The sequence below is a fragment of the Streptomyces sp. NPDC005866 genome (genome assembly GCF_040629895.1).
GTDB lineage: Bacteria > Actinomycetota > Actinomycetes > Streptomycetales > Streptomycetaceae > Streptomyces.
In genome coordinates this window covers 354,210-375,318 of the sequence record NZ_JBEXWP010000003.1, presented here as the reverse complement: position 1 = coordinate 375,318, position 21,109 = coordinate 354,210, and the positions used below count along the sequence as shown (strand labels likewise).

The window sequence follows — 21,109 nt, the reverse complement described above, 5'->3', positions numbered from 1 at the left end:
TCAGGCCGCGCGGAGCCCCGAGAAGACCAGGCGCGCCACCGCGTCGGCGACCTCGCGCTCGCTCGCGCCGCGCCCGTCCGGCCGGTACCACTCCACGATCGAGTTGACCATGCCGAAGACCAGCCGGGTCGCGAGGCGCACCTCGATGTCACCGCGTACGTCCCCGTCGGCGGCGGCCGCCTTCAGCAGGTCGGCCACCCGGTGGTCGAAGTCGCGGCGCCGGTCCAGCGCCCACCGTTCGGCACCGGTGTTGCCGCGCACCCGCAGCAGCAGCGTCACGTACGGCAGTTCGGCGATCAGTACCTCGACCATGCGCCGCACGACGTGCTCCAGGCGGTCGGTGGCGCGCCCCTCGCGCGCGTGCTCCTCGTCGAGGATCCCGAACAGCCCGTCCAGGGCCCGGCTGACGGCCCGGCGCAGCAGTTCCTCCTTGCCGGACACATGGTGGTAGATCGACGACTTGGAGATGCCGGCCGCCTTGGAGAGGTGCTCCATGGAGGTGCCGTCGTAGCCGCGCTCGTTGAAGACCTGGACGGCCACCGAGAGCAGGGTCTCGGGGGTGTAGGTGTCGCGTTTGGCGGTTGTCATGAGGCGCCCTCCCGCTTCTCGGTGGCGTAGGCGTGGCGGTAGAGCGCGAGGGAGGGGGCGTAACGGCCGCTCGGATCGCGCAGATGCAGGTCGTCGAGAAGGTCGTAGGCGAAGCCGCGGCCGAGGCGGCGGCTCCACTCGAAGGGGCCGAGCGGGTAGTTGACGCCCAGGCGCATCGCGGTGTCGATGTCCTCCTCGGTGGCGACGCCCTTGGCGACCGCGTCGTGCGCGAGGTCGACGATCCGGGCGACCGTTCGGGCGACGATCATGCCGGGGACGTCGCCGATGACGCTGACCTGCTTGCCGAGCGCCTGGAAGAGACCGATGGCCTCCTGGAGCGTCTGCGGCAGGGTGTCGTGTCCCGCGGACAGGGCGATACGGGTGGCGCGGCGGTAGTCGAGGGCCAGGTCGAAGTAGACGACGTCCCGGAACTCCACCGCGGTCTGGCCGTCGGCGAGGACCAACTGGCCGCCGCTGGGCAGCATCAGGCGGGTGCCGTGGTCCTCGTCCTCCTCGCGGACCTGGATGCCCGCCTCGCGGATCATCGCAAGCAGTTCGGCGGCCGGGCCCAGGCCGCCCTCGGCGATGACGTAGGCGGGCCGGTCGGCCGGCTCGGCGGTGTGCGGCTCGGGGCGCTCGGCGTCGTCCGCGTAGTCGTACCAGCCGTGCCCGGTCTTGCGGCCGAGGTGGCCGGACTCGACCAGCCGGCGCTGGGCCAGGGAGGGCGTGAAGCGGACGTCCTGGAAGAAGGCCTGCCACACGGAGTGTGTGACGGACTCGTTGACGTCCTGGCCGATCAGGTCGGTCAGTTCGAAGGCGCCCATCCGGAAGCCGCCGCTCTCGCGCAGCACCGCGTCGATGGTGGCGGGGTCGGCGGCCTGTGCCTCGTAGACCGCGAACGCCTCGGCGTAGAAGGGCCGCGCGATGCGGTTGACGATGAAGCCGGGGGTGTCCGCGCAGGCCACCGGCGTCTTGCCCCAGGCGCGTGCCGTCTCGTACACGCGCGTGGCCGACGTGACGTCGGTGGCGAACCCGGAGACGACCTCGACCAGCGGCAGCAGCGGGGCAGGGTTGAAGAAGTGCAGGCCCACCAGACGGGAGGCGCCGCGCAGGGCGCCGCCGATGGCCGTCACCGACAGGGAGGAGGTGTTGGTGGCCAGCAGACAGTCGCCGTCGACGATGTCCTCAAGGGTGCGGAACAGCTCCTGCTTGGCCTCCAGCCGCTCCTGCACGGCCTCCACCACCAGGGAGCAGTCGGCGAACTCGGTGAGCTCCTCGGCGGGCAGCAGCCGCGCGCGGGCAGCGTCCCGGTCGGCGGCCGCCATCCGGTCCTTCTCGACGAGCCGGTCGAGGCGCGCGCCGATCGCTGCGGCAGCGTCCCCGGCCCGCCCGGGGACGGCGTCGTACAGCCGTACGGGATGGCCCGCGACGAGTGCGACCTGGGCGATGCCCTGGCCCATGGTGCCGGTTCCGGCGACCCCGACGGGGCTGCTGAGGTCGAGTGCTGTCATGTGCGCGATCCTCCCGCACGGGGTTTTCCACAGATGCGGCAGGCCCCCTTGTCCCGACCGATCGTTCGGTTACTCTAACTCTGTCCGGCCGTTTCCGCCCAGGTCTTGAGCTCGAAGGGGAGCTCATCAGACGAGGAGTTGGTCCCGCATGACCGCCGAACTCACCGTGCACGAGCTGATCGCCAAGCACCGGCCCACGCTTGACCAGGCACTGGAGGCGATCCGCACGCGCGCGTACTGGTCCCCCCACCCCGAGCACCCCAAGGCCTACGGCGAGCACGGCAGCCTGGACGCGGCGGCGGGCAAGGCCGCCTTCGACGCCCTTCTCGGCGGCCGTATCGACCTCGGCCAGCCCGGCACCGACGACTGGGTGGGCGGCGAGGTCTCCCCCTACGGCATCGAACTGGGCGTGACCTACCCGCACGCCGACGTCGACACACTGCTGCCCGCCATGAAGGCCGGCCAGCGCGCGTGGCGCGACGCGGGCGCGGAGGCGCGCGCGGTGGTGTGTCTGGAGATCCTCAAGCGGATCAGCGACCGGACGCACGAGTTCGCGCACGCGGTGATGCACACCAGCGGTCAGGCGTTCATGATGGCGTTCCAGGCGGGCGGCCCGCACGCCCAGGACCGCGGCCTGGAGGCGGTGGCGTACGCGTACGTGGAGCAGGTCCGCACCCCCGACACGGCCGAGTGGACCAAGCCTCAGGGCAGGCGCGACCCGCTCGCGCTGACGAAGACGTTCAAGCCGGTCCCGCGCGGGATCGCGCTGGTCGTCGGCTGCAACACGTTCCCGACGTGGAACGGCTACCCGGGGCTGTTCGCCTCCCTCGCCACGGGCAACGCGGTGCTGGTGAAGCCGCACCCGCGCGCGGTGCTGCCGCTCGCCCTCACCGTGCAGGTCGCCCGCCAGGTGCTCACCGAGGCCGGCTTCGACCCCAACCTGGTGGCGCTGACGGCGGAGCGCCCCGGCGAAGGCGTCGCGAAGACCCTCGCGACCCGCCCGGAGATCAGGATCATCGACTACACGGGCTCCACCGCCTTCGGTGACTGGCTGGAGGCCAACGCCCGGCAGGCGCAGGTCTACACGGAGAAGGCCGGCGTCAACACGGTGCTGGTGGAGTCCACCGACAACTACAAGGGCATGCTCTCCAACCTGGCGTTCTCGCTCTCCCTCTACAGCGGCCAGATGTGCACGACCCCGCAGAACCTGCTGATCCCCCGCGACGGCATCCGCACCGACGAGGGTCCCCGGACGTACGACGAGGTGGTCGCCGACCTCGCCCGCGCGGTGGACGGTCTGCTCGGTGACGACTCCCGTGCGAACGCGCTGCTCGGTGCCATCGTCAACCCCGACGTCAAAGCCCGTCTGGAGGCCGCCGCCGGGCTCGGCGAGGTCGCCCTCGCGTCCCGGGAGATCGCCAACCCGGAGTTCCCGGACGCGGTCGTCCGGACGCCGGTGATCGTGAAGCTCGACGGGGCGCGGAAATACTGGGAGGGGGCGGACGACGAGGCCGCGTACATGAGCGAGTGCTTCGGTCCGGTGTCCTTCGCGGTCGCCGTCGACTCGGCCGGCGACGCGGTGGAGTTGCTGCGGCGGACGGTGCGGGACAAGGGGGCGATGACGGTCGGCGCCTACACCGTCGACACCGAAGTGGAGCGCGCCGTGGAGGAGGTCTGCCTGGAGGAGTCGGCGCAGCTGTCGCTGAACCTGGTCGGCGGGGTGTACGTGAACCAGACGGCCGCGTTCTCCGACTTCCACGGGTCGGGCGGCAACGCGGCGGCGAACGCCGCGCTGTGCGACGGGGCGTTCGTGGCGAACCGGTTCCGGGTGATCGAGGTGCGCAGGGAGGCGTAAGGCCGGGCTGTCGTCCGCGGGAGCGTGGGGGTTGGTCGCGCACACGCGGCGGTAGCCGCCCGTCGAATACGGCCCCGCGCCCCTTACGGGGCGCTCCAGTGGAACAGGGTCATAGCGACACTGGTCGCCAGGTTGTAGCTGCTCACCTGGGGGCGCATCGGCAGTCGCAGGAGATGGTCGGCACGCGCGCGCAGCTCTGCCGAAAGGCCCGTCCGTTCCGAGCCGAAGGCGAGGATCGCGTCGTCCGGGAGCTTCGTGCTCCGGATGTCCTCGCCCTCCGGGTCCAGGGCGTACACCGGGCCCGGCGGCAGCTCCGGCACCGTCAACCGCTCCACCGCCGTCGCGAAGTGAAGGCCCGCGCCGCCCCGTACGACCGTCGGATGCCAGGGGTCGAGCGGGCCGGTCGTGATCACTCCCGTGGCGCCGAAACCCGCCGCCAAGCGGATCACCGCGCCCGCGTTGCCGAGGTTGCGGGGCTCGTCGAGGACGATGATCGGGGCCGTGCGCGGGACATGAACCAGCTCGCGCAGGTTGGCCTCGCGGGACGGCCGTACGGCCAGGGCGGCCACGGCCGTGGGATGCGGGCGGGAGACGAGGGACGCGTACGTCTCCGGCGGCACCTCCGTCAGCAGGGCGGCCAGCGCCTCCCGGACGTCCGGCGCCAGCTCGTCCGCCAGGACCAGCGCCGCCGCGCGGTCCGTGGTGACCGCCACCGGTACCTGCGCTCCGAAGCGCAACGCGTGCTTGAGGGCGTGGAAGCCGTCGAGGAGGACGGCGGAGCCGGCCAGCCGCGCCCAGTGGCTCAGGGGGTCGGTCATGCCCCGAAGCCTACGCGGGGCTGTTCGTCGGCCTCCGGGGCGCGGGTGGGCGGCAGCGCGGGGGCGCCGCGCCGGAACACGCGGTCACGCGCGCGTGCCGCGCGGCCGCCGAGGTGGCGCAGGAAGGCCGTCGGCAGGAAGACCGAGTCCGCCGCGATCATCGCCAGGGAGAAGAAGGGCAGGCCGAGGACGACCGCGATCACCGCGTGCTCGGTCATCATCGCGGCCAGCAGCACGTTCTTGACCCGGCGGTTGAACAACGTGAACGGGAAGGCGACCTGGACGACGACCGTCCCGTAGGTCACCAGCATCACCAGGGTGCCGTTGGCGGACAGCAGGTCGGCGAGGGCCGGCCAGGGCGAGAAGTAGTCCAGGTGGAGCGGGTAGTAGACGGCGGTGCCGTCCTGCCAGCGGGAGCCCTGGATCTTGTACCAGCCGGCGGTGGCGTAGATCAGGCAGGCCTCGGCCATGATCACGAACAGGGCGCCGTTGTGCAGGATGTCGGCGATGACGTCCAGCAGGATCCGGGGCTCGGGTGTGCGAGCCCAGCGGCCCGCCGCCCACCACAGGGCGGCGCCCGCCCAGGTCGCCCACGCCAGGGCCGGTACCAGCCAGCCGCCGCCGGTGCGGCCGGTGAGGGCCGCCACGGCCAGCAGGAGACCGGACACCGCCCAGAGCACCGGTCCGACCCGGTCGGTGACCGGCTTCTCCTCGGCACGCGCGCGTGCCGCCCGGCGCGCGTCCAGGGACCACACCTGGCCGCAGCGTGTGAAGACCAGGTAGAAGGACATCAGGTGCAGCACGTTGTCGCCGCCGTCGCCCATGAAGACGCTGCGGTTCTGCAGGGACAGCACGCCGACCATGAACAGCAGGGACATGGTGCGGCTGCGCCAGCCCATCAGCAGCAGGGCGCTGGAGAGGACGGCCAGGAGGTAGAAGACCTCGAAGAAGGCCTGGCCGTCGGAGGACAGCAGCGCCGTGAAGGCGTGGTTGTCCGTGGTCAGCTGCTGGGCCAGGTGGAAGCTCCAGGGGCCGTCGGGGCCGTAGAGCTCCTGGCGGTGCGGGTACTCGCGCAGCAGGAACAGCAGCCATGTGGCGGCGAAGCCGATGCGTACGACGGCCGTCTGGTACGGGCCGAGCGCCGACTCGGTGACCCGGACGATGGCACGGGACAGGCACAGGGCGAGGCGGTTCATCGCACACCCCCGTCGGCCTCGTCCGCCGTGACCGTCCACCAGGGCAGCACCCGGTAGGCGGGGGTGTCGGAGACCTTCTCGCCGCTCCAGTCCGGCGGCGGCACGTTGGTGGTGCTGGAGCGCACCTGGACCCGCTCGATGGTGCCCTTCTCGCTGGTCGCGTCCCCCTCGTACATGCGCATCACGACGATCCGGCGCAGGTACTGCTCGGAGAGGGAGCCACGCAGGCCGATCGGGCGGTTGTCGGTGCCGTGCGTGCTGACGAAGAAGTCCCAGGCCCGGCGCAGCTCGTTCTGCACGGTGTGGCTCGGCAGCAGGCTGCCGTCGATGGCCTTGCCGTCCTGGGCCGACAGGTCGTTCCAGCCGGTGGTGGTCGTCGTGCCGTCCCGCATCAGCACGTCGGCGCGCACCTGCACGGCGATGTTCTGCTGGAGCGGGTTCGGCGCGAACAGCTTCCAGTTCTGCTCGAACTCCGGGTACACCCAGTCCTCGATCGCCTTGCCGTGCTGCTTCGTCACCGTGTTCGGCGGCGCGACGCTCAGGAACACCATCCCGAGGTGCACACAGGCGGCGACGGCGACCAGGGCCAGGGCCAGGGCCGCTCCGACCTGGTAGCGGGGGGAGAGGGCGGCGACGCCAGTGCGGGGGGCGGCGGGGGGCTGCTGTGTGCCGAGGAGCGGCTGCTCCGGACGGGCCGCTTCGACAGGCCACAAATCCTGGCGCGTCCCGCTCGGACCCTCCGGCCCCTTCCGGGCGTCCGGGTCCCCGTCGTACGCGTCCATTCCGCCCCGTTCCCCGATCCCGCCACGTCGTCCGGCCGGCCCATCCGGGACCGGCCGGGTGCCGCTGCCCGGCACTCGCACGGAACGGTACTCAGCACCGGCCGCCGGGCGCAGCCCCGGGGAGCGGCCCGGGCACGTGGCCGTCGCCACTCCGGCCGGGCGCGGCGGCGGTCTCCGCAGCGGTCCGCCGGACTCCACGACCGACGTCACAGCAGGTCGTACGGCGAACAAGGGCGGCCGACGGAGCCTGCTCGGCGAGTTGTCCACAGGCCGTGTCGGAGGTTTTCCACAGCGGTTGAAACCGTGGACCTCCCCCTCGAAACTGTGGATCTGCCCGTCAAGCCGTGGACGCGCTCCGGGATCAGGCGTTCACGGCCCGGGCGTGGAGCATGCGGCGGACAGCGTCGGAGCGTTCCAGGAGGGTGTTGCGGACCACGGGGGCCGCTTCCTGGGCCGCCTGCTGGGCCTTCTCGACGTATGCGGAGTCGATGGCGTACAGCGGGAAGAGCTGGGAGGTGTAGACCATCGCCGGGATCATTCCGCCCTGGCCCAGCTGTGGGACCGCGGCGAGGTAGCGCTCGGTGTAGGGGACGAACAGGGCGTCCTGGCCGGGGCGCCAGAAGGCGTCCGCCACCGCCCTGACCGACTGGACGGGCACCGTGCGGTCCACGGCCAGCCGCTGCCAGACCTCGGCCTTCGCGGCCGGGTCGGGGGAGGCGGCCCGGACGGTGAGGGCGCGGACCCAGGCGTCGGGGTCGGGATCGCGTCCGAGCAGGGCTGCGGACTCGGCGGTGACGTCGCCGCCGAGCTCGGCCTCGCGGACGAGGGCGCGCCAGCGCAGGTCGACGTCGTCGCCGGCCTGGTCGCGGAGCCAGGCCAGGTCCTCGGCGCCGGTCGCGGTGCGGGCCAGGCCGCGCAGGGCCACCCGGCGGCGGCCCGGATCGTCGGCGAGCTGCCGGCAGGCCCTGGCCGCGGCCTCCGTCAGCGCGGGGCGGTCGGCGTCCGGGGCCCAGAGTTCGGCGATGTTGGTGACGAGCGTCAGACAGGGCTCGATCACGGCGTCGGACGTCTCGGCGGCGAGGAGCGCGGCGAGGCACCGTCCGGCCTCGGCCGCCGTGGCCTCGCCGGCCGTGAGCATGTCCCAGACGGTGGCGGCGGCCACGCCCCGGGAGATGGCCGTGGGCAGCTGGGCCGCCGTGCGGAACAGGGTGTCCCGGGTCGCGGGGTCCGGGCGGGTGGTGGCGAAGGTGAGGTCGTCGTCGTTGATCAGGAGGAGGTCGGACATGGCGGGAAGGCCGGTGACCGGGGTTCGGGGCTCGGTCACCTCGACGCGGACCAGGGCGGTGCGTTCCAGGGCGTCGCCGTCGCGGTTGTACGCACCGACGGCCAGGACCTGCGGGCGCGGGCTGCCGTCGGCGACCAGAGTGACGGTGCCGCCGGCGTGCTCCAGCGTGAAGCGGTCGGTGCCGGCGGTCTCCAGCCAGGCCTTCCGCCAGGTGGCGAGGTCCCGGCCGCTCGCCTCAGCAAGGGCGTCGATCAGGTCCTGGAGGGTGGTGGTGCCCCAGGCATGGCGGGCGAAGTAGGCGGCCATGCCGGTCCGGAAACGGTCCTCGCCGACGTAGGTCATCAACTGCTGGAGGACGGAGGCGCCCTTGGGGTAGGTGATGTTGTCGAAGATCGACGCGGCCTGGGCGACATCGTGGATGGGCTGGTGGATCGGGTGGGAGACCGGGCCCTGGTCGGAGAGGTAGGCCTGGAGCTTGTCGCCGGCGAGGTGGCCCGCCCAGACGTCGGTGTAGCGGGTGGCGCTCTCGGCGGCCCAGTGGCAGGCGAACTCGGCGAAGGCCTCGTTCAGCCAGAGGTCGTCCCACCAGCGCATGGTGACGATGTTGCCGAACCACATGTGCGCCATCTCGTGCAGCAGCACGAGTGCGAGCCGCTCGCGCTCGGCCGGCGTCGGCGTGGCCCGCCGCAGGAACATGTCCGACCAGGTCACACAGCCGTAGTTCTCCATCGCGCCGCCGAACTCAGGCATGAAGACCTGGTCGTACTTGCGCTGCGGGAACGGGATCGCGAAGGCCTCGGCGAAGAAGGCCAGGCCCTGGCGGGTGAGGGTGAAGATCTCGTCGGCGTCGCGTTCCAGGACCTCGGCGAGCGAGCGGCGGGCGAAGATACCGAGGTCGTGGCCGTCGGCCTCGCGGCGGATCTCGTGGAAGGGGCCCGCGTTGACGACGGTGTTGTACACGGACAGCGGCGGGGTGTCCGGGAAGGACCAGCGGCGGGCCGCGCCCTGCTCCTCGACGCGCGGATCACCGGAGTTGCTGAGGACGGTCCAGGCGGCCGGCGCGGTCACGGTGAAGGCGTGCGGGGCCTTGAGGTCGGGCTGGTCGAAGCAGGCCCAGACGAAGCGGGCCTCGTCCGGTTCGAAGCTGGTCCAGACGTAGACCTCGCCGTCGGCGGGGTCGACGGCCTTGTGGACGCCCGGGCCGGCCGTGGTGCCGGCCTGGACGCTCTCGACGCGCAGCACGTTGTGCGCGGCCAGGCCGGGCAGCGGGATCCGGCCGTCGTCGCCCGGGGTGAGCGGGGTGCCGTTGAGGGTGGCGGCACGGACCTCGGCCGCGCAGTCGACGAAGGTCTCGGCGCCCGGTTCGGCGCAGGTGAAGGACACCGTGGAGACGCACCGGATCTCCGGCCCTGCGGTCAGGGCGGTGAGGTCGATGTCCACCTCGTACCGCTCGACCGTGATCAGTGCGGACCGGCGTTCGGCCTCGGTGCGGGTCAGGCTGCGGATCCCCATGTGTCCTCCCTCGTGTGTCCGTCCCCCGTCGGCGGACAGCGCGCGTCAGCCTACGACGGAAGGAGTGGGTGATCGCAGGGGTTTTCGGTTCCCTTCTTCTGGAACCTGTTCTATCTTGACGGACCGTGAGATCAGCGGACCCGCCGGGAGGACAGGACCGTGGACTTCACCTTCGCCGAGGAGCAACTGGCGGCGGGCGAGGCGGCACGCGGGGTCTTCGCCGGGGTGGCGCCGGACGCGGTGCCGAGCCCGCGCTGACCACCGGCGCCGTGGCCGAGGGCTTCGACCGGGAAGGCGTGGATCTGCTCGCCGCGCATCCACTGCGATAGCGGCAACGCCTCCGAACTGGCCGCTTCAGACGACGAAACCCGGCTCGCCCGCGTCCGTCACGACCTCTCGTCCCGCCGCCTGCCACACCTGCATGCCGCCGTCCACGTTCACCGCGTCGATGCCCTGCTGGACCAGGTACATCGCGACCTGGGCCGAACGGCCGCCGGAGCGGCAGATGACGTGAACACGGCCGTCCTGAGGAGCGGCCTCGGTGAACTCGCCGTAGCGGGCCGCGAACTCGCTGATCGGAATATGCAGGGCGCCCGCGGCGTGGCCCGCCTGCCACTCGTCGTCCTCGCGGACGTCCAGCAGGAAGTCGCCGTCCTTGAGGTCCGTGACCTTGACCGTGGGCACACGCGCTGCGAAGTTCATGGCTCCGACGCTACCCGACCGCTACTCCTGGGCGAGCAGCGCGGCCAGCTCCGTCTCCCGCTCGGCCACGTCCTTGCGGAGCCTCTCGGCGATCTCGCCGAGGAGGCCGTCGGGGTCGTCGGGGGCCAGCCGGAGCAGGCCGGCGATGGGGCCGTCCTCCAGTTCCTTGGCCACGAGGGTGAGCAGTTCCTTGCGCTGGGCGAGCCATTCGAGGCGGGCGTACAGCTCCTCGGCGCGACTCGGCCTGCGCTCGGGCGGGACCGGGCCGGCCGCCCACTCCTCGGCCAGCTCCCGCAGCAGGGCCTCGTCGCCACGGGCGTAGGCCGCGTTGACCCGGCTGAGGAACTCCTCGCGCCGCTCCTGCTCGGCCCCCTCCTGCACCAGGTCGGGATGGGCCTTGCGGGCCAGCTCGCGGTAGAGCCGGCGGGCCTCCTCGCTGGGCCGCACCCGCTGCGGGGGCCTTACCTCCTGCTCGGTGAGCATCGCGGCGGCCTCCGGGAACAGGCCGTGGCCGTCCATCCAGCCGTGCAGCAGTTCCTCGACACCGGGGATGGGCAGGACCCGGGCCCGGGCCTCCTCGGCGGCGCGGATGTCCTCGGGGTCGCCGGTGCGGGCGGCCTTCGCCTCGGCGATCCGCGCGTCCAGTTCTTCGAGGCGGAGATAGAGGGGTCCGAGCTTCTGCTCGTGCAGGCGAGAGAAGTTCTCGACCTCGACACGGAAGGTCTCGACCGCGATCTCGTACTCGATCAACGCCTGCTCGGCGGCCCGCACGGCCCGCTCCAGGCGCTCCTCGGGCCGCGGTGCCTCAGACTGCTCAGCTTCCGGGGTCGTCACCCGACCAGACTAGGGCCTGTCGTCCTCGCGGGTGGCCGCCACCCAGTCGGCGACCAGATCTCTGCAGGCCACGACGATGGTGCCGGGGCGGCAGACCAGCTCGTGGGTGCAGCCGTCGGGGTACGGGAGGATCTCGTCGAGGACCACTTCGCCGAGGGAGGTCAGGTCGCAGGCGCCCAGGACCTCCGTCTGGAAGCGCGAGACCCCCGAGTAGCGGACGACCAGGTCCTCGTCGTGCTTGTGGCAGTGATGGCGGAAGCGGATCTCGATGTCGTCGGGGGCCGTGCGGCGCATGGCCATCGGACGCAGATCCTGCACACAACGGTGGCCGCCGAAGTCGTAGTGGCGGGGGTCGGTGGCGAAGGCGCGGGCGCCGGGCGGCAGGTCGTCGACGAACTCCGGCAGCCGCGCCAGATAGGGGCTGGGGTCGATGAAGACCGGCCCGACGGCCCCGCTGTCGTCGATGAAGACCGGCCCCGTGCCCTCGCTGTCGTCAGCGAAGACCGACCTCACGCCTTCGCTGTCGTCAGCGAAGGCCGGTCCCACGCCTTCGCTGTCGTCAGCGAAGGCCGGTCCCACGCCTTCGCTGCCTTCGATGACGACGTACTTCACCTCAGCACCTCATCCCTGGCGGTCACACCCCGAGTTCCGCGGCGATCCGCCCTGCCCGTACCGCGGCCACCAGTTCCTCGTGGTCCGCCTCCGTGCGGTCGGCATAGGTCACCGCGAACGCGGCGATCGCCTCGTCCAGTTCCTCGTTCTTGCCGCAGTAGCCGGCGATCAGGCGGGGGTCGGCGCTGTGGGAGTGGGCGCGGGCCAGCAGGGCGCCGGTCATCCGGCCGTAGTCGTCGATCTGGTCGGGAGACAGGGCGGCCGGGTCGACGCTGCCCTTGCGGTTGCGGAACTGGCGGACCTGGAAGGGGCGGCCGGCCACCGTGGTCCAGCCGAGCAGGATGTCGCTGACCACCTGCATCCGCTTCTGGCCGAGGACCACCCGGCGGCCCTCGTGGTCGACGGCGGGCGACTCGAAGCCGGCCGTCGCCAGGTGTGCGACGAGCGCCGACCGGCGGGCCTCCTTCACCTGGAGGATCAGCGGCTCGCCGCGATGGTCGAGGAGCAGCACCACATACGACCGGGTGCCGACGCTGCCGGTGCCGACTATGCGGAAGGCGACATCGTGCGGGGCATGCCGGGAGAGCAGCGGGTGACGGTCCTCGGAGAGCGTGGTGACGTAGTGCTCCAGGGCCGCCACGACCGCTTCCGCCTCCTCGTCCCCGACCCGGCGCAGCACCGGCGCGGCGTCGACGAAGCGGCGCCCGCCGTTGTCGGTGGGCTCGGTGGAGCGGGCCGCGAACCGGCCGCTGGTGTTGGCGCGGGCCTTCTCCGAGACCCGGCGCAGGGTGCCGAGCATGTCGTGGGCGTCGGAGTGGGAGACCAGTTCCTCGTCCGCGATGGCGTTCCACGCGTCCAGCACCGGGAGCTTCGCCAGCAGGCGCATGGTGCGGCGGTAGGCGCCGGCCGCGTCACCCGCCGCCTTGCGGCACATGTCCTCGTCGGCGCCCGCCTCCCGGCCGGCCAGTACCAGGGAGGCGGCGAGCCGCTTGAGGTCCCACTCCCAGGGGCCGAGCACGGTCTCGTCGAAGTCGTTCAGATCGATGACGAGGTCGCCGCGCGGGTCGCCGTACAGACCGAAGTTGGCCGCGTGGGCGTCGCCGCAGATCTGGGTGGCGATCCTGGTCATCGGGGTGCGGGCCAGGTCGTGCGCCATCAGGCCGGCCGAGCCGCGCAGGAACGCGAACGGGCTCGCCGCCATTCTGCCGACCCTTATCGGGATCAGCTCCGGGATACGGTCGCGGTTGGACTCCTCGACCGCGCTCACCGCGTCGGGCCGGGAGCCGTCCACGTCCAGCGCGTCATGGCTGGCGCGCGGGACCGCCGAACGCAGCGCCTTGCCCTCCTCCTTGGGAGAACCCTTCGGGGGCCACTGCGCAAAGCCCTTCGGCGAGGGAAACTTGCGCGCCCCTGCCGTCGTCAGCTCTTCCAGTCCGGTCACGTCGACCGCCTCCCCCGTCCTCCACGCACGCACACTCACGAACATCAACTCGTGGAGACGGTACAGGTGGGAGCCGGAAGCGCGTCAGCCTGTGGACAACCTGGACAACCACACCCCCGAACCAAACCCCGCCTCACGCCCGCACGTAGGCGAGCACCGCCGGCACCCGCCGGTGCGTCTCCTGGGCCGGCGGCAGATCCAGCTTCGCCAGGATCCCCCCGACGTGCTGGCCCACCGCCGCCTCCGAGACCACCAGCTCCCGGGCGATCGCGCCGTTCGACCTCCCCTCCGCGACCAGCGCCAGCACCTCCCGCTCGCGCGGGGACAGCCGCTCCAGCGGATCCCGGCGCCGGCGCAGCAGTTGCCGTACCACCCGCGGTCGACCACCGTCCCCCCGCCGGCCACCGCGCAGAACGCCTCGCCGGCCACCGCGCACAACGCCTCGACGAAGACCGCCACCTGCCACCTGCCCCACCCGGTGCTTGAGCAGGCAGCCCACGCCCGTCCCGTCACCGGAGTCGAGGAGGTCGGCGGCGTAACTGCGCTGCACGTAGTGACTGAGCACCAGGATCGGCAGCGCTGTGCGGGGTGGTCGCCGCGTCCTGGCCGGCGGGCCGGACCGGGCCGACGGAGGCGCTGCGCGCGGCGGCCGTGGACAACAGGCCGATGGCCTGGGGCCGTTGGCTGTGCGGCGGGGGTCTGCTGCTGACCGCGGCCGTGCTGCCGTTCGTCGCCGACCCCGCAGACCTGCTTCACTGGCGGTCCGGGCGGGCGGCGGCCGGGTCCGCACCGCGGACCAGTGGATGGCGGCGGCCTACCCGCGGACCGACCGCACCACCCGCCGCGGCTTCGTCCTCGTCCTCGGCATCGCGCTCCTCTACACCGGGATCTCGCTGGTCAACCCCATGGTGGTGGCCACCGCCGACCGGGGCCGCGAACTGGCCGCGCTACGGCTGGCCGGCGCCACCCGCCGGCAGGTGCTGCGGCTTGTCGGCGCCGAGGCGCTGACGGTGGTCGCCGTTGGCGCCGTGCCGGCCCTGCTGGTCACGACCTTGAACCTGATGGCCGTCGGAGCGGCACTGCACGTCCTGTACGCCCCGGCCTCCCTCGCGCGCCCCTTGCCGGCCCTGGGCGCCACCACGGGCACGTGTGCGACCCTCGCGGTCCTGGCCGCGAGGGCCGCACCGGCCGCCGCGGCCACCCGCGCCACACCGCTCGGCCAACCCCAGTGAGAGACACCTCACACCGACAGGAAAATCACACTGCCACCCGGGGCCGCGGGCAGACCGACCATGCACCCGCGCCCGTGAACCACAACGGCACAGCAAAAAGGCCCACCGTGTCACGATGGGCCTTCTGCCTCTGTGCGCGAGGGGGGAGTTGAACCCCCACGCCCTTGCGGGCACTGGAACCTGAATCCAGCGCGTCTGCCTATTCCGCCACCCGCGCATTGGGTGTGTCCTCCGGTCCCGGGCCCTGTTTCTTTCGGGCCGGCCCCTTCCGACACGCAGAACACTAGCACGTGGGAAGGGGTGGGTTCACATTCCTTGTCCCCGGGCAGCGGCCACCTGACGCTACGTACCGAGCAGTCGGCATTCACGTATCAACCTCGTACCGGTCCAGCCCATCTGTCCAGGAGACGGACCAGCTCCACAGTCAGGTGCGGGACACTGGTCATGGCCCACCTCTACGATCCTTGGCAGAAGAAGCGCCGATCCATGCCAGGAGAAGCGCGCCGAGGAGTTCGAAGGGGGGCCGCTGGGGGAACCGGCTGATTGCCGGGCGCGTAGATACGATCGGCGAGCAGTAGCGGAAGCAGCAGCAGTACGGGCAAGGCGACTGAGGAGGTGCCCTGTGGGAGTCCTGAAGAAGTTCGAGCAGCGTCTCGAAGGTCTGGTCAACGGCACCTTCGCCAAGGTGTTCAAGTCCGAGGTCCAGCCGGTGGAGATCGCCGGTGCGCTGCAGCGCGAGTGCGACAACAACGCGACCATCTGGAACCGGGACCGGACCGTCGTACCCAATGACTTCATCGTCGAGCTGAGCGCTCCCGACTTCGAGCGGCTCAGCCCCTACTCCGGGCAGCTCGGCGACGAGCTCGCCGGGATGGTCCGCGACTACGCCAAGCAGCAGCGCTACACCTTCATGGGGCCGATCAAGGTCAACCTCGAGAAGGCCGAGGACCTCGACACCGGCCTCTACCGGGTGCGCAGCCGCACACTCGCCTCCTCCAGCAACCAGCAGGCCGCCCCGGAGCGCGCGCCCGCGGCCGGCGGCGCCCCGCAGCGCCCCGGCGGCGCCGGCGGCTACGGCTACCCGCAGTCTTCCGCCGCCCCGCCCATGCCGAGCGCACCGCCGCCCGGCGCCCCGCAGCGCCCCGGCGCCTACGGCTACCCGCAGCCGGCCCAGCCCGCCGCCCAGCCGCCCGCCGGACCCTCCGGGCCCGTCGGCGCCGCGGCGCCGGGCTCCCGTACCCGCCACTGGATCGAGATCAACGGCGCCCGCCATCAGATCTCCCGCGCGACGCTCGTGCTGGGCCGCAGCACCGAGGCTGACGTGCGGATCGACGACCCCGGCGTCTCCCGCCGGCACTGCGAGATCCGGACCGGAACGCCCTCGACGATCCAGGATCTCGGGTCCACCAACGGCATCGTGGTGGACGGGCAGCACACCACCCGCGCTACGCTCCGCGACGGCTCGCGGATCGTCGTGGGCAGCACCACCATCATTTACCGGCAAGCCGAAGGGTGAAGCGGGGGCAATGTCAGAGCTGACCCTCACGGTCATGCGGCTGGGTTTCCTGGCCGTACTGTGGCTGTTCGTGATCGTGGCCGTGCAGGTCATCCGCAGCGACCTATTCGGTACGCGCGTCACTCAGCGCGGATCGCGCAGGGAAGAAGGACGCCGGCAGCAGCCCGCCGCCCGGCAGCAGGCCGCGCCCCCGCAGCAGCGCGGCCAGCAGCCAACCGGCGGCGGCCGACGGCGCAACGCCCCCACCAAGCTCGTCGTCTCCGAGGGCACGCTCACGGGTACGACGGTCGCGCTCCAGGGACAGACGATCACCCTCGGCCGCGCCCACGACTCCACGATCGTGCTGGACGACGACTACGCCTCCAGCCGCCATGCCAGGATCTACCCGGACCGCGACGGCCAGTGGATCGTCGAGGACCTCGGCTCCACGAACGGCACATACCTGGACCGGTCCCGCCTGACGACTCCCACACCGATCCCGCTGGGCGCGCCGATCCGCATCGGCAAAACCGTCATCGAGCTGCGGAAGTAGTACGAAAATGAGCGAGCGGAGCGAGCACGCAGCGGCGGACCGGACGCCGGTCCTTTGCGAGCTCCCGACCGGAGGGTGGGCACCGTGCGGATGTACCCGGAGCCGACGGGCGAGGTGCGCATGAGTCTGTCACTGCGCTTCGCCGCCGGATCGCACAAAGGCATGATCCGGGAGGGCAACGAGGACTCCGGCTACGCCGGACCCCGCCTGCTCGCCATCGCCGACGGCATGGGCGGCCAGGCCGCCGGTGAGGTCGCCTCCTCCGAGGTGATCTCCACGCTGGTCACGCTCGACGACGACGTGCCCGGCTCCGACATCCTCACCTCCCTCGGCCACGCCGTGCAGCGGGCCAACGACCAACTGCGCGCCATGGTCGAGGAGGACCCGCAGCTGGAGGGCATGGGGACCACCCTCACCGCCCTGCTGTGGACCGGTCAGCGGCTCGGCCTGGTGCACGTCGGCGACTCCCGCGCGTATCTGCTCCGCGACGGCGTGCTCACGCAGATCACCCAGGACCACACCTGGGTGCAGCGGCTCGTCGACGAGGGCCGGATCACAGAAGAGGAAGCCACGACCCACCCGCAGCGCTCCCTGCTGATGCGTGCGCTGGGCAGCGGTGACCATGTCGAGCCCGACCTCTCCATCCGTGAGGTGCGCGCGGGTGACCGTTATCTCATCTGCTCCGACGGGCTCTCCGGCGTCGTCTCCCACCAGACCCTGGAAGAGACCCTCGCCAGCTACCAGGGCCCGCAGGAGACCGTGCAGGAGCTGATCCAGCTCGCGCTGCGCGGCGGCGGCCCCGACAACATCACGGTCATCATCGCGGACGTCCTCGACCTGGACACCGGCGACACCCTCGCGGGCCAGCTCTCCGACACCCCCGTCGTGGTCGGCGCGGTCGCCGAGAACCAGCACCACCTGCACGACAACGGCATCATGCAGACCCCGGCAGGCCGCGCCGCCACCCTCGGCCGCCAGGGCCACGGCCACGGCGGGGGCGGCGAGTACGGACCGCCCGGCTCCGGCGACACCACCGGATACGTCCCGGCCGGCAGCTTCGACGACTACACCGACGACGACTTCGTGAAGCCCCGCAGGGGCCGCAAGTGGCTGAAGAGATCCTTCTACAGCGTCCTCGCCCTCGCCGTCATCGGCGGCGGCCTGTACGGCGGCTACCGCTGGACGCAGACGCAGTACTTCGTCGGCGCCAACAGCGAGCACATCGCGCTGTACCAGGGCATCAGCCAGGACCTGGCCTGGGTGTCACTGTCGAAGGTGGAGCACGACCACCCCGAGATCGAACTCAAGTACCTGCCGCCGTACCAGCAGAAGCAGGTCAAGGCCACCATCGCCGAGGGCGGTCTCAAGGACGCCCAGACGAAGGTCCAGGAACTGGCCGTGCAGGCCTCCGCCTGCAAGAAGGAGTCGGAGCGCAGCGCGTCCCAGTCCACGACCAACTCCAAGACCGGTCAGGGCGAGGCCGGCGGCACCACGGGAACCACCAAGACCTCTCTCACGTCCAAGGCCTCGCCAAGCCCCTCGCACTCGGCGTCCTCCACGGCGTCACCGTCCCCGTCCCCCTCAGCGACCCCCAGCCCCGGCCCCACCCTCTCGGAGGATGAGCAGAAGGTCGTCTCGCTGTGCGGTAAGCAGTAGGCAAGCCGTGAGAGGCCCTGTCACACGATGAGCAGTACTACCAACACGTCGACGCACCAGACGTCCACGATCGGCTCCATCGGCACGCCGAGCCGGCGCAACACCGAACTCGCGCTGCTGGTGTTCGCCGTCGCCATCCCGGTGTTCGCCTACGCCAACGTGGGCCTGGCCATCAACGGCAAGGTCCCCGCGGGGCTGCTGGGCTACGGCCTGGGCCTCGGCCTCCTGGCCGGCGTCGCCCACCTCGTCGTACGCAAGTTCGCCCCGTACGCGGACCCGCTGCTGCTACCGCTGGCCACCCTGCTCAACGGGCTCGGCCTGGTGGTGATCTGGAGACTCGACCAGTCCAAGCTGCTGCAGTCGATCCACGTCGCCGGCGGCAAGGCCACCAACCAACTGCTGTACACCGCGATGGGCATCGCCCTGTTCATCGTCGTGCTGATCTTCCTCAAGGACCACAGAGCACTCCAGCGCTACACCTACATCTCGATGGTGGCCGCGCTCTTCCTGCTGCTGCTCCCGCTGGTCCCGGGCCTCGGCCTGAACGTGTACGGCGCCAAGATCTGGATCTCCGTCGGCGGCTTCACCATCCAGCCCGGTGAGTTCGCGAAGATCGTCCTCGCCGTCTTCTTCGCCGGCTATCTGATGGTCAAGCGGGACGCGCTGGCCCTCGCCAGCCGCCGCTTCATGGGGCTGTACCTGCCGCGCGGCCGCGACCTGGGCCCGATCCTGGTCGTCTGGTTCATCTCGATCCTCATCCTGGTGTTCGAGACCGACCTCGGTACCTCGCTGCTGTTCTTCGGAATGTTCATCATCATGCTGTACGTCGCCACCGAGCGGACCAGCTGGATCGTCTTCGGTCTGCTGATGTCGGCGGCAGGCGCGGTCGGCGTGGCCAGCTTCGAGCCGCACATCCAGACCCGTGTGCAGGCCTGGCTGAACCCCCTGCGCGAGTACAAGCTCAGCCGGTCGGGCAGCAGCGACGGCCTTCTCCACTCCGAGCAGGCGATGCAGGCCCTGTGGGCGTTCGGCTCCGGCGGCACCCTGGGCACCGGCCTTGGCCAGGGCCACTCCGAGCTGATCCGGTTCGCCGCCAACTCCGACTTCATCCTCGCCACCTTCGGCGAGGAGCTGGGCCTGGCCGGCATCATGGCGATCCTGCTGATCTACGGCCTGATCGTGGAGCGCGGTCTGCGCACCTCGCTTGCTGCCCGCGACCCGTTCGGCAAGCTGCTCGCCGTCGGGCTCTCCGGCGCCTTCGCACTCCAGGTGTTCGTCGTCGCCGGCGGTGTGATGGGCCTCATCCCGCTGACCGGTATGACGATGCCCTTCCTCGCGTACGGCGGTTCCTCCGTCATCGCCAACTGGGCGCTCATCGGCGTACTGATTCGGATCAGCGACACCGCCCGCCGCCCGGCCCCCGCCCCCGCCGCCACCCCCGACGCCGAGATGACCCAGGTGGTCCGCCCGTCATGAACAAGCCCCTGCGCCGGATCGCGGTCTTCTGCGGACTGCTGGTCCTCACCCTGCTGCTGCGCGACAACTGGCTCCAGTACGTCCAGGCGAACACCCTGCGCGACGACCCCGCCAACCGACGGGTCACGATCGCCCGCTACTCGACTCCGCGCGGCGACCTCATCGTCGGCGGCAACCCGATCACCGGCTCCACGGCGTCCGGCTCCTCCGGTGTCAACGACCTGAAGTACAAGCGGACCTACAAGAACGGCCCCATGTGGGCCCCGGTCACCGGCTACGCCTCCCAGGCCTTCGGCGCCAACCAGCTGGAGAACCTGGAAGACGGCATCCTCACCGGCAACGACGACCGGCTCTTCTTCCGCAACACCCTCGACATGATCACGGGCAAGCAGAAGCAGGGCGGCAACGTCGTCACCACCCTCAACGCGGCCGCCCAGAGCGCCGCCTACGACGGGCTGAAGAAGCAGGGCGCCAAGGGCGCGGTGGTCGCCCTGGAGCCCTCCACGGGCAAGATCCTGGCCCTGTCGAGCTACCCGTCGTACGACCCCTCCGCCTTCGCCGGCACCTCGGACACCGACGCACAGGCCTGGAAGAAACTCCAGAAGAAGTACAACCCCAATGACCCGATGCTGAACCGGGCACTGCGCGAGACCTACCCGCCGGGCTCCACCTTCAAGGTGGTCACCGCCGCGGCCGCGCTCGAGAACGGGCTGTACACCTCCGCGGACCAGGCCACGAAGTCCCCGCTGCCGTACGTCATGCCGGGCACCACCACCGAGCTGAAGAACGAGGGCAGCATCCCCTGCAAGAACGCGACCATGCGGATCGCCCTGCGCTACTCCTGCAACACCGTCTTCGGCAAGATCGGCGCCGACCTCGGCAACGCCAAGATGCTCGCCGAGGCCAAGAAGTTCGGCTTCGACGCCGAGCAGTTCACCCCGGTCCGCTCCAGCGCCTCGGTCTTCTCCGACAACATGAACCAGTCGCAGACCGCACTGTCCTCGATCGGCCAGTACAACACCGCCACGACCCCCCTGCAGATGGCCATGGTCGCCTCCGCGGTCGCCAACGACGGCAAGCTGATGAAGCCGTACATGATCGACAAGCTGCAGTCGTCAAACCTCGACACGATCTCCCAGACCGACCCCCAGGAACTGAGCCAGCCGCTGTCCTCCTCCAACGCCCAGATCCTCCAGTCCATGATGGAGACGGTCGTCAAGCAGGGCACCGGCACGAACGCCCAGATCAACGGCGTCAGCGTGGGAGGCAAGACCGGTACCGCCCAGCACGGCGTGGAGAACAGCGCGAACCCGTACGCCTGGTTCATCTCCTACGCCAAGCTCCCCGACGGCAGCAAGCCCGTCGCCGTCGCCGTGGTGATCGAGGACGACCAGGCCAACCGCGACGACATCTCCGGCGGCGGCCTCGCGGCCCCGATCGCGAAGAGCGTGATGGAGGCGGTCATCAACTCCAAGAAGTGACCCCACCCGCCACGGCACCCCGGCGCTGTGGGACGTGAAACCGCTCACGTCTCCTTCACATCGACGCACGTTGCGGTACC

General features: G+C 71.1%; 17 protein-coding genes, 1 tRNA gene and 2 pseudogenes. 8 read left to right on the top strand and 12 right to left on the bottom strand.

Annotation, left to right across the window (positions count from 1 at the left end):
- Positions 1-588, bottom strand: coding sequence for a TetR/AcrR family transcriptional regulator (locus tag ABZ396_RS06520; RefSeq protein WP_358921653.1), 588 nt, complete (start codon positions 586-588; stop codon positions 1-3).
- Positions 585-2,099: a 3-hydroxyacyl-CoA dehydrogenase gene (locus tag ABZ396_RS06515; protein ID WP_358921651.1), complete on the bottom strand. Its 1,515-nt coding sequence runs from the start codon at positions 2,097-2,099 to the stop codon at positions 585-587. Before ABZ396_RS06515 ends, ABZ396_RS06520 begins: the two co-directional genes overlap by 4 nt.
- A gap of 148 nt (positions 2,100-2,247) precedes the next feature.
- On the opposite strand from ABZ396_RS06515, the gene paaN reads away from it, so the two are divergent.
- On the top strand, positions 2,248-3,954 hold the full coding sequence (paaN, locus tag ABZ396_RS06510) for a phenylacetic acid degradation protein PaaN (RefSeq protein WP_358921649.1): 1,707 nt from the start codon (positions 2,248-2,250) through the stop codon (positions 3,952-3,954).
- Positions 3,955-4,037: 83 nt separating this feature from the next.
- On the opposite strand, the gene ABZ396_RS06505 is transcribed toward paaN, so the two are convergent.
- From ABZ396_RS06505 to pepN, 4 genes are all read right to left on the bottom strand, one after another.
- A complete protein-coding gene (locus ABZ396_RS06505) occupies positions 4,038-4,772 on the bottom strand; it encodes a TrmH family RNA methyltransferase (protein ID WP_358921647.1) in 735 nt (244 codons plus the stop codon).
- Positions 4,769-5,968, bottom strand: coding sequence for an HTTM domain-containing protein (locus ABZ396_RS06500; protein WP_358921645.1), 1,200 nt, complete (start codon positions 5,966-5,968; stop codon positions 4,769-4,771). The genes ABZ396_RS06505 and ABZ396_RS06500 overlap by 4 nt, the downstream gene beginning before the upstream one ends.
- Entirely contained in the window at positions 5,965-6,750 is a 786-nt protein-coding gene (locus ABZ396_RS06495) for a DUF5819 family protein (RefSeq protein ID WP_358921643.1), read from the bottom strand. Before ABZ396_RS06495 ends, ABZ396_RS06500 begins: the two co-directional genes overlap by 4 nt.
- Positions 6,751-7,111: 361 nt before the next feature.
- A complete protein-coding gene (gene pepN / locus ABZ396_RS06490; RefSeq protein WP_358921641.1) occupies positions 7,112-9,547 on the bottom strand; it encodes an aminopeptidase N in 2,436 nt (811 codons plus the stop codon).
- Positions 9,548-9,706: 159 nt separating this feature from the next.
- Here pepN and ABZ396_RS06485 point away from each other — a divergent pair.
- Positions 9,707-9,837 (top strand): annotated as a pseudogene (locus ABZ396_RS06485) (acyl-CoA dehydrogenase); the annotation flags it as partial.
- Between the two features lie 64 nt (positions 9,838-9,901).
- Here the strand turns inward: ABZ396_RS06485 and ABZ396_RS06480 are convergent.
- The 5 genes and pseudogenes from ABZ396_RS06480 to ABZ396_RS06460 all read right to left on the bottom strand — a co-directional run.
- A complete protein-coding gene (locus ABZ396_RS06480; protein ID WP_358921758.1) occupies positions 9,902-10,231 on the bottom strand; it encodes a rhodanese-like domain-containing protein in 330 nt (109 codons plus the stop codon).
- 39 nt (positions 10,232-10,270) lie between these two features.
- On the bottom strand, positions 10,271-11,083 hold the full coding sequence (locus tag ABZ396_RS06475; protein ID WP_358921639.1) for a hypothetical protein: 813 nt from the start codon (positions 11,081-11,083) through the stop codon (positions 10,271-10,273).
- Between the two features lie 9 nt (positions 11,084-11,092).
- Positions 11,093-11,695 (bottom strand): hypothetical protein, encoded by a 603-nt coding sequence (locus ABZ396_RS06470; RefSeq protein ID WP_358921637.1) that lies wholly within the window; start codon positions 11,693-11,695, stop codon positions 11,093-11,095.
- A gap of 22 nt (positions 11,696-11,717) precedes the next feature.
- Positions 11,718-13,181, bottom strand: a complete 1,464-nt coding sequence (locus tag ABZ396_RS06465) for a DUF2252 domain-containing protein (protein ID WP_358921635.1) — start codon at positions 13,179-13,181, stop codon at positions 11,718-11,720.
- A gap of 88 nt (positions 13,182-13,269) precedes the next feature.
- Positions 13,270-13,722 (bottom strand): annotated as a pseudogene (locus tag ABZ396_RS06460) (helix-turn-helix transcriptional regulator); the annotation flags it as partial.
- Between the two features lie 217 nt (positions 13,723-13,939).
- Here ABZ396_RS06460 and ABZ396_RS06455 point away from each other — a divergent pair.
- On the top strand, positions 13,940-14,368 hold the full coding sequence (locus tag ABZ396_RS06455) for an ABC transporter permease (protein ID WP_358921633.1): 429 nt from the start codon (positions 13,940-13,942) through the stop codon (positions 14,366-14,368).
- A gap of 133 nt (positions 14,369-14,501) precedes the next feature.
- Here ABZ396_RS06455 and ABZ396_RS06450 read toward each other — a convergent pair.
- A tRNA-Leu gene (locus tag ABZ396_RS06450) sits at positions 14,502-14,585 on the bottom strand.
- 405 nt (positions 14,586-14,990) lie between these two features.
- Between ABZ396_RS06450 and ABZ396_RS06445 the strand changes: the two genes are divergently transcribed.
- From ABZ396_RS06445 to ABZ396_RS06425, 5 genes are all read left to right on the top strand, one after another.
- Positions 14,991-15,884 carry a DUF3662 and FHA domain-containing protein gene (locus tag ABZ396_RS06445; RefSeq protein ID WP_359183978.1) on the top strand — a complete coding sequence of 298 codons (894 nt, stop codon included), beginning with the start codon at positions 14,991-14,993 and terminating at the stop codon, positions 15,882-15,884.
- Positions 15,885-15,894: 10 nt separating this feature from the next.
- Entirely contained in the window at positions 15,895-16,416 is a 522-nt protein-coding gene (locus ABZ396_RS06440) for an FHA domain-containing protein (RefSeq protein ID WP_358915189.1), read from the top strand.
- 90 nt (positions 16,417-16,506) lie between these two features.
- Positions 16,507-18,072 carry a Stp1/IreP family PP2C-type Ser/Thr phosphatase gene (locus tag ABZ396_RS06435; RefSeq protein WP_358915206.1) on the top strand — a complete coding sequence of 522 codons (1,566 nt, stop codon included), beginning with the start codon at positions 16,507-16,509 and terminating at the stop codon, positions 18,070-18,072.
- Positions 18,073-18,099: 27 nt separating this feature from the next.
- A complete protein-coding gene (locus tag ABZ396_RS06430; protein WP_358915187.1) occupies positions 18,100-19,548 on the top strand; it encodes an FtsW/RodA/SpoVE family cell cycle protein in 1,449 nt (482 codons plus the stop codon).
- On the top strand, positions 19,545-21,029 hold the full coding sequence (locus tag ABZ396_RS06425) for a penicillin-binding protein 2 (protein ID WP_358915185.1): 1,485 nt from the start codon (positions 19,545-19,547) through the stop codon (positions 21,027-21,029). Before ABZ396_RS06430 ends, ABZ396_RS06425 begins: the two co-directional genes overlap by 4 nt.
- The last annotated feature ends 80 nt before the right edge of the window (positions 21,030-21,109 follow it).

Coding starts and splice junctions, on each gene's coding strand:
- ABZ396_RS06520 (WP_358921653.1), bottom strand. CDS start 588: ATGACAACCGCCAAACGCGACACCTACACCCCCGAGACCCTGCTCTCG.
- ABZ396_RS06515 (WP_358921651.1), bottom strand. CDS start 2,099: ATGACAGCACTCGACCTCAGCAGCCCCGTCGGGGTCGCCGGAACCGGC.
- paaN (WP_358921649.1), top strand. CDS start 2,248: ATGACCGCCGAACTCACCGTGCACGAGCTGATCGCCAAGCACCGGCCC.
- ABZ396_RS06505 (WP_358921647.1), bottom strand. CDS start 4,772: ATGACCGACCCCCTGAGCCACTGGGCGCGGCTGGCCGGCTCCGCCGTC.
- ABZ396_RS06500 (WP_358921645.1), bottom strand. CDS start 5,968: ATGAACCGCCTCGCCCTGTGCCTGTCCCGTGCCATCGTCCGGGTCACC.
- ABZ396_RS06495 (WP_358921643.1), bottom strand. CDS start 6,750: ATGGACGCGTACGACGGGGACCCGGACGCCCGGAAGGGGCCGGAGGGT.
- pepN (WP_358921641.1), bottom strand. CDS start 9,547: ATGGGGATCCGCAGCCTGACCCGCACCGAGGCCGAACGCCGGTCCGCA.
- ABZ396_RS06465 (WP_358921635.1), bottom strand. CDS start 13,181: ATGTTCGTGAGTGTGCGTGCGTGGAGGACGGGGGAGGCGGTCGACGTG.
- ABZ396_RS06455 (WP_358921633.1), top strand. CDS start 13,940: ATGGCGGCGGCCTACCCGCGGACCGACCGCACCACCCGCCGCGGCTTC.
- ABZ396_RS06440 (WP_358915189.1), top strand. CDS start 15,895: ATGTCAGAGCTGACCCTCACGGTCATGCGGCTGGGTTTCCTGGCCGTA.
- ABZ396_RS06435 (WP_358915206.1), top strand. CDS start 16,507: ATGTACCCGGAGCCGACGGGCGAGGTGCGCATGAGTCTGTCACTGCGC.
- ABZ396_RS06430 (WP_358915187.1), top strand. CDS start 18,100: ATGAGCAGTACTACCAACACGTCGACGCACCAGACGTCCACGATCGGC.
- ABZ396_RS06425 (WP_358915185.1), top strand. CDS start 19,545: ATGAACAAGCCCCTGCGCCGGATCGCGGTCTTCTGCGGACTGCTGGTC.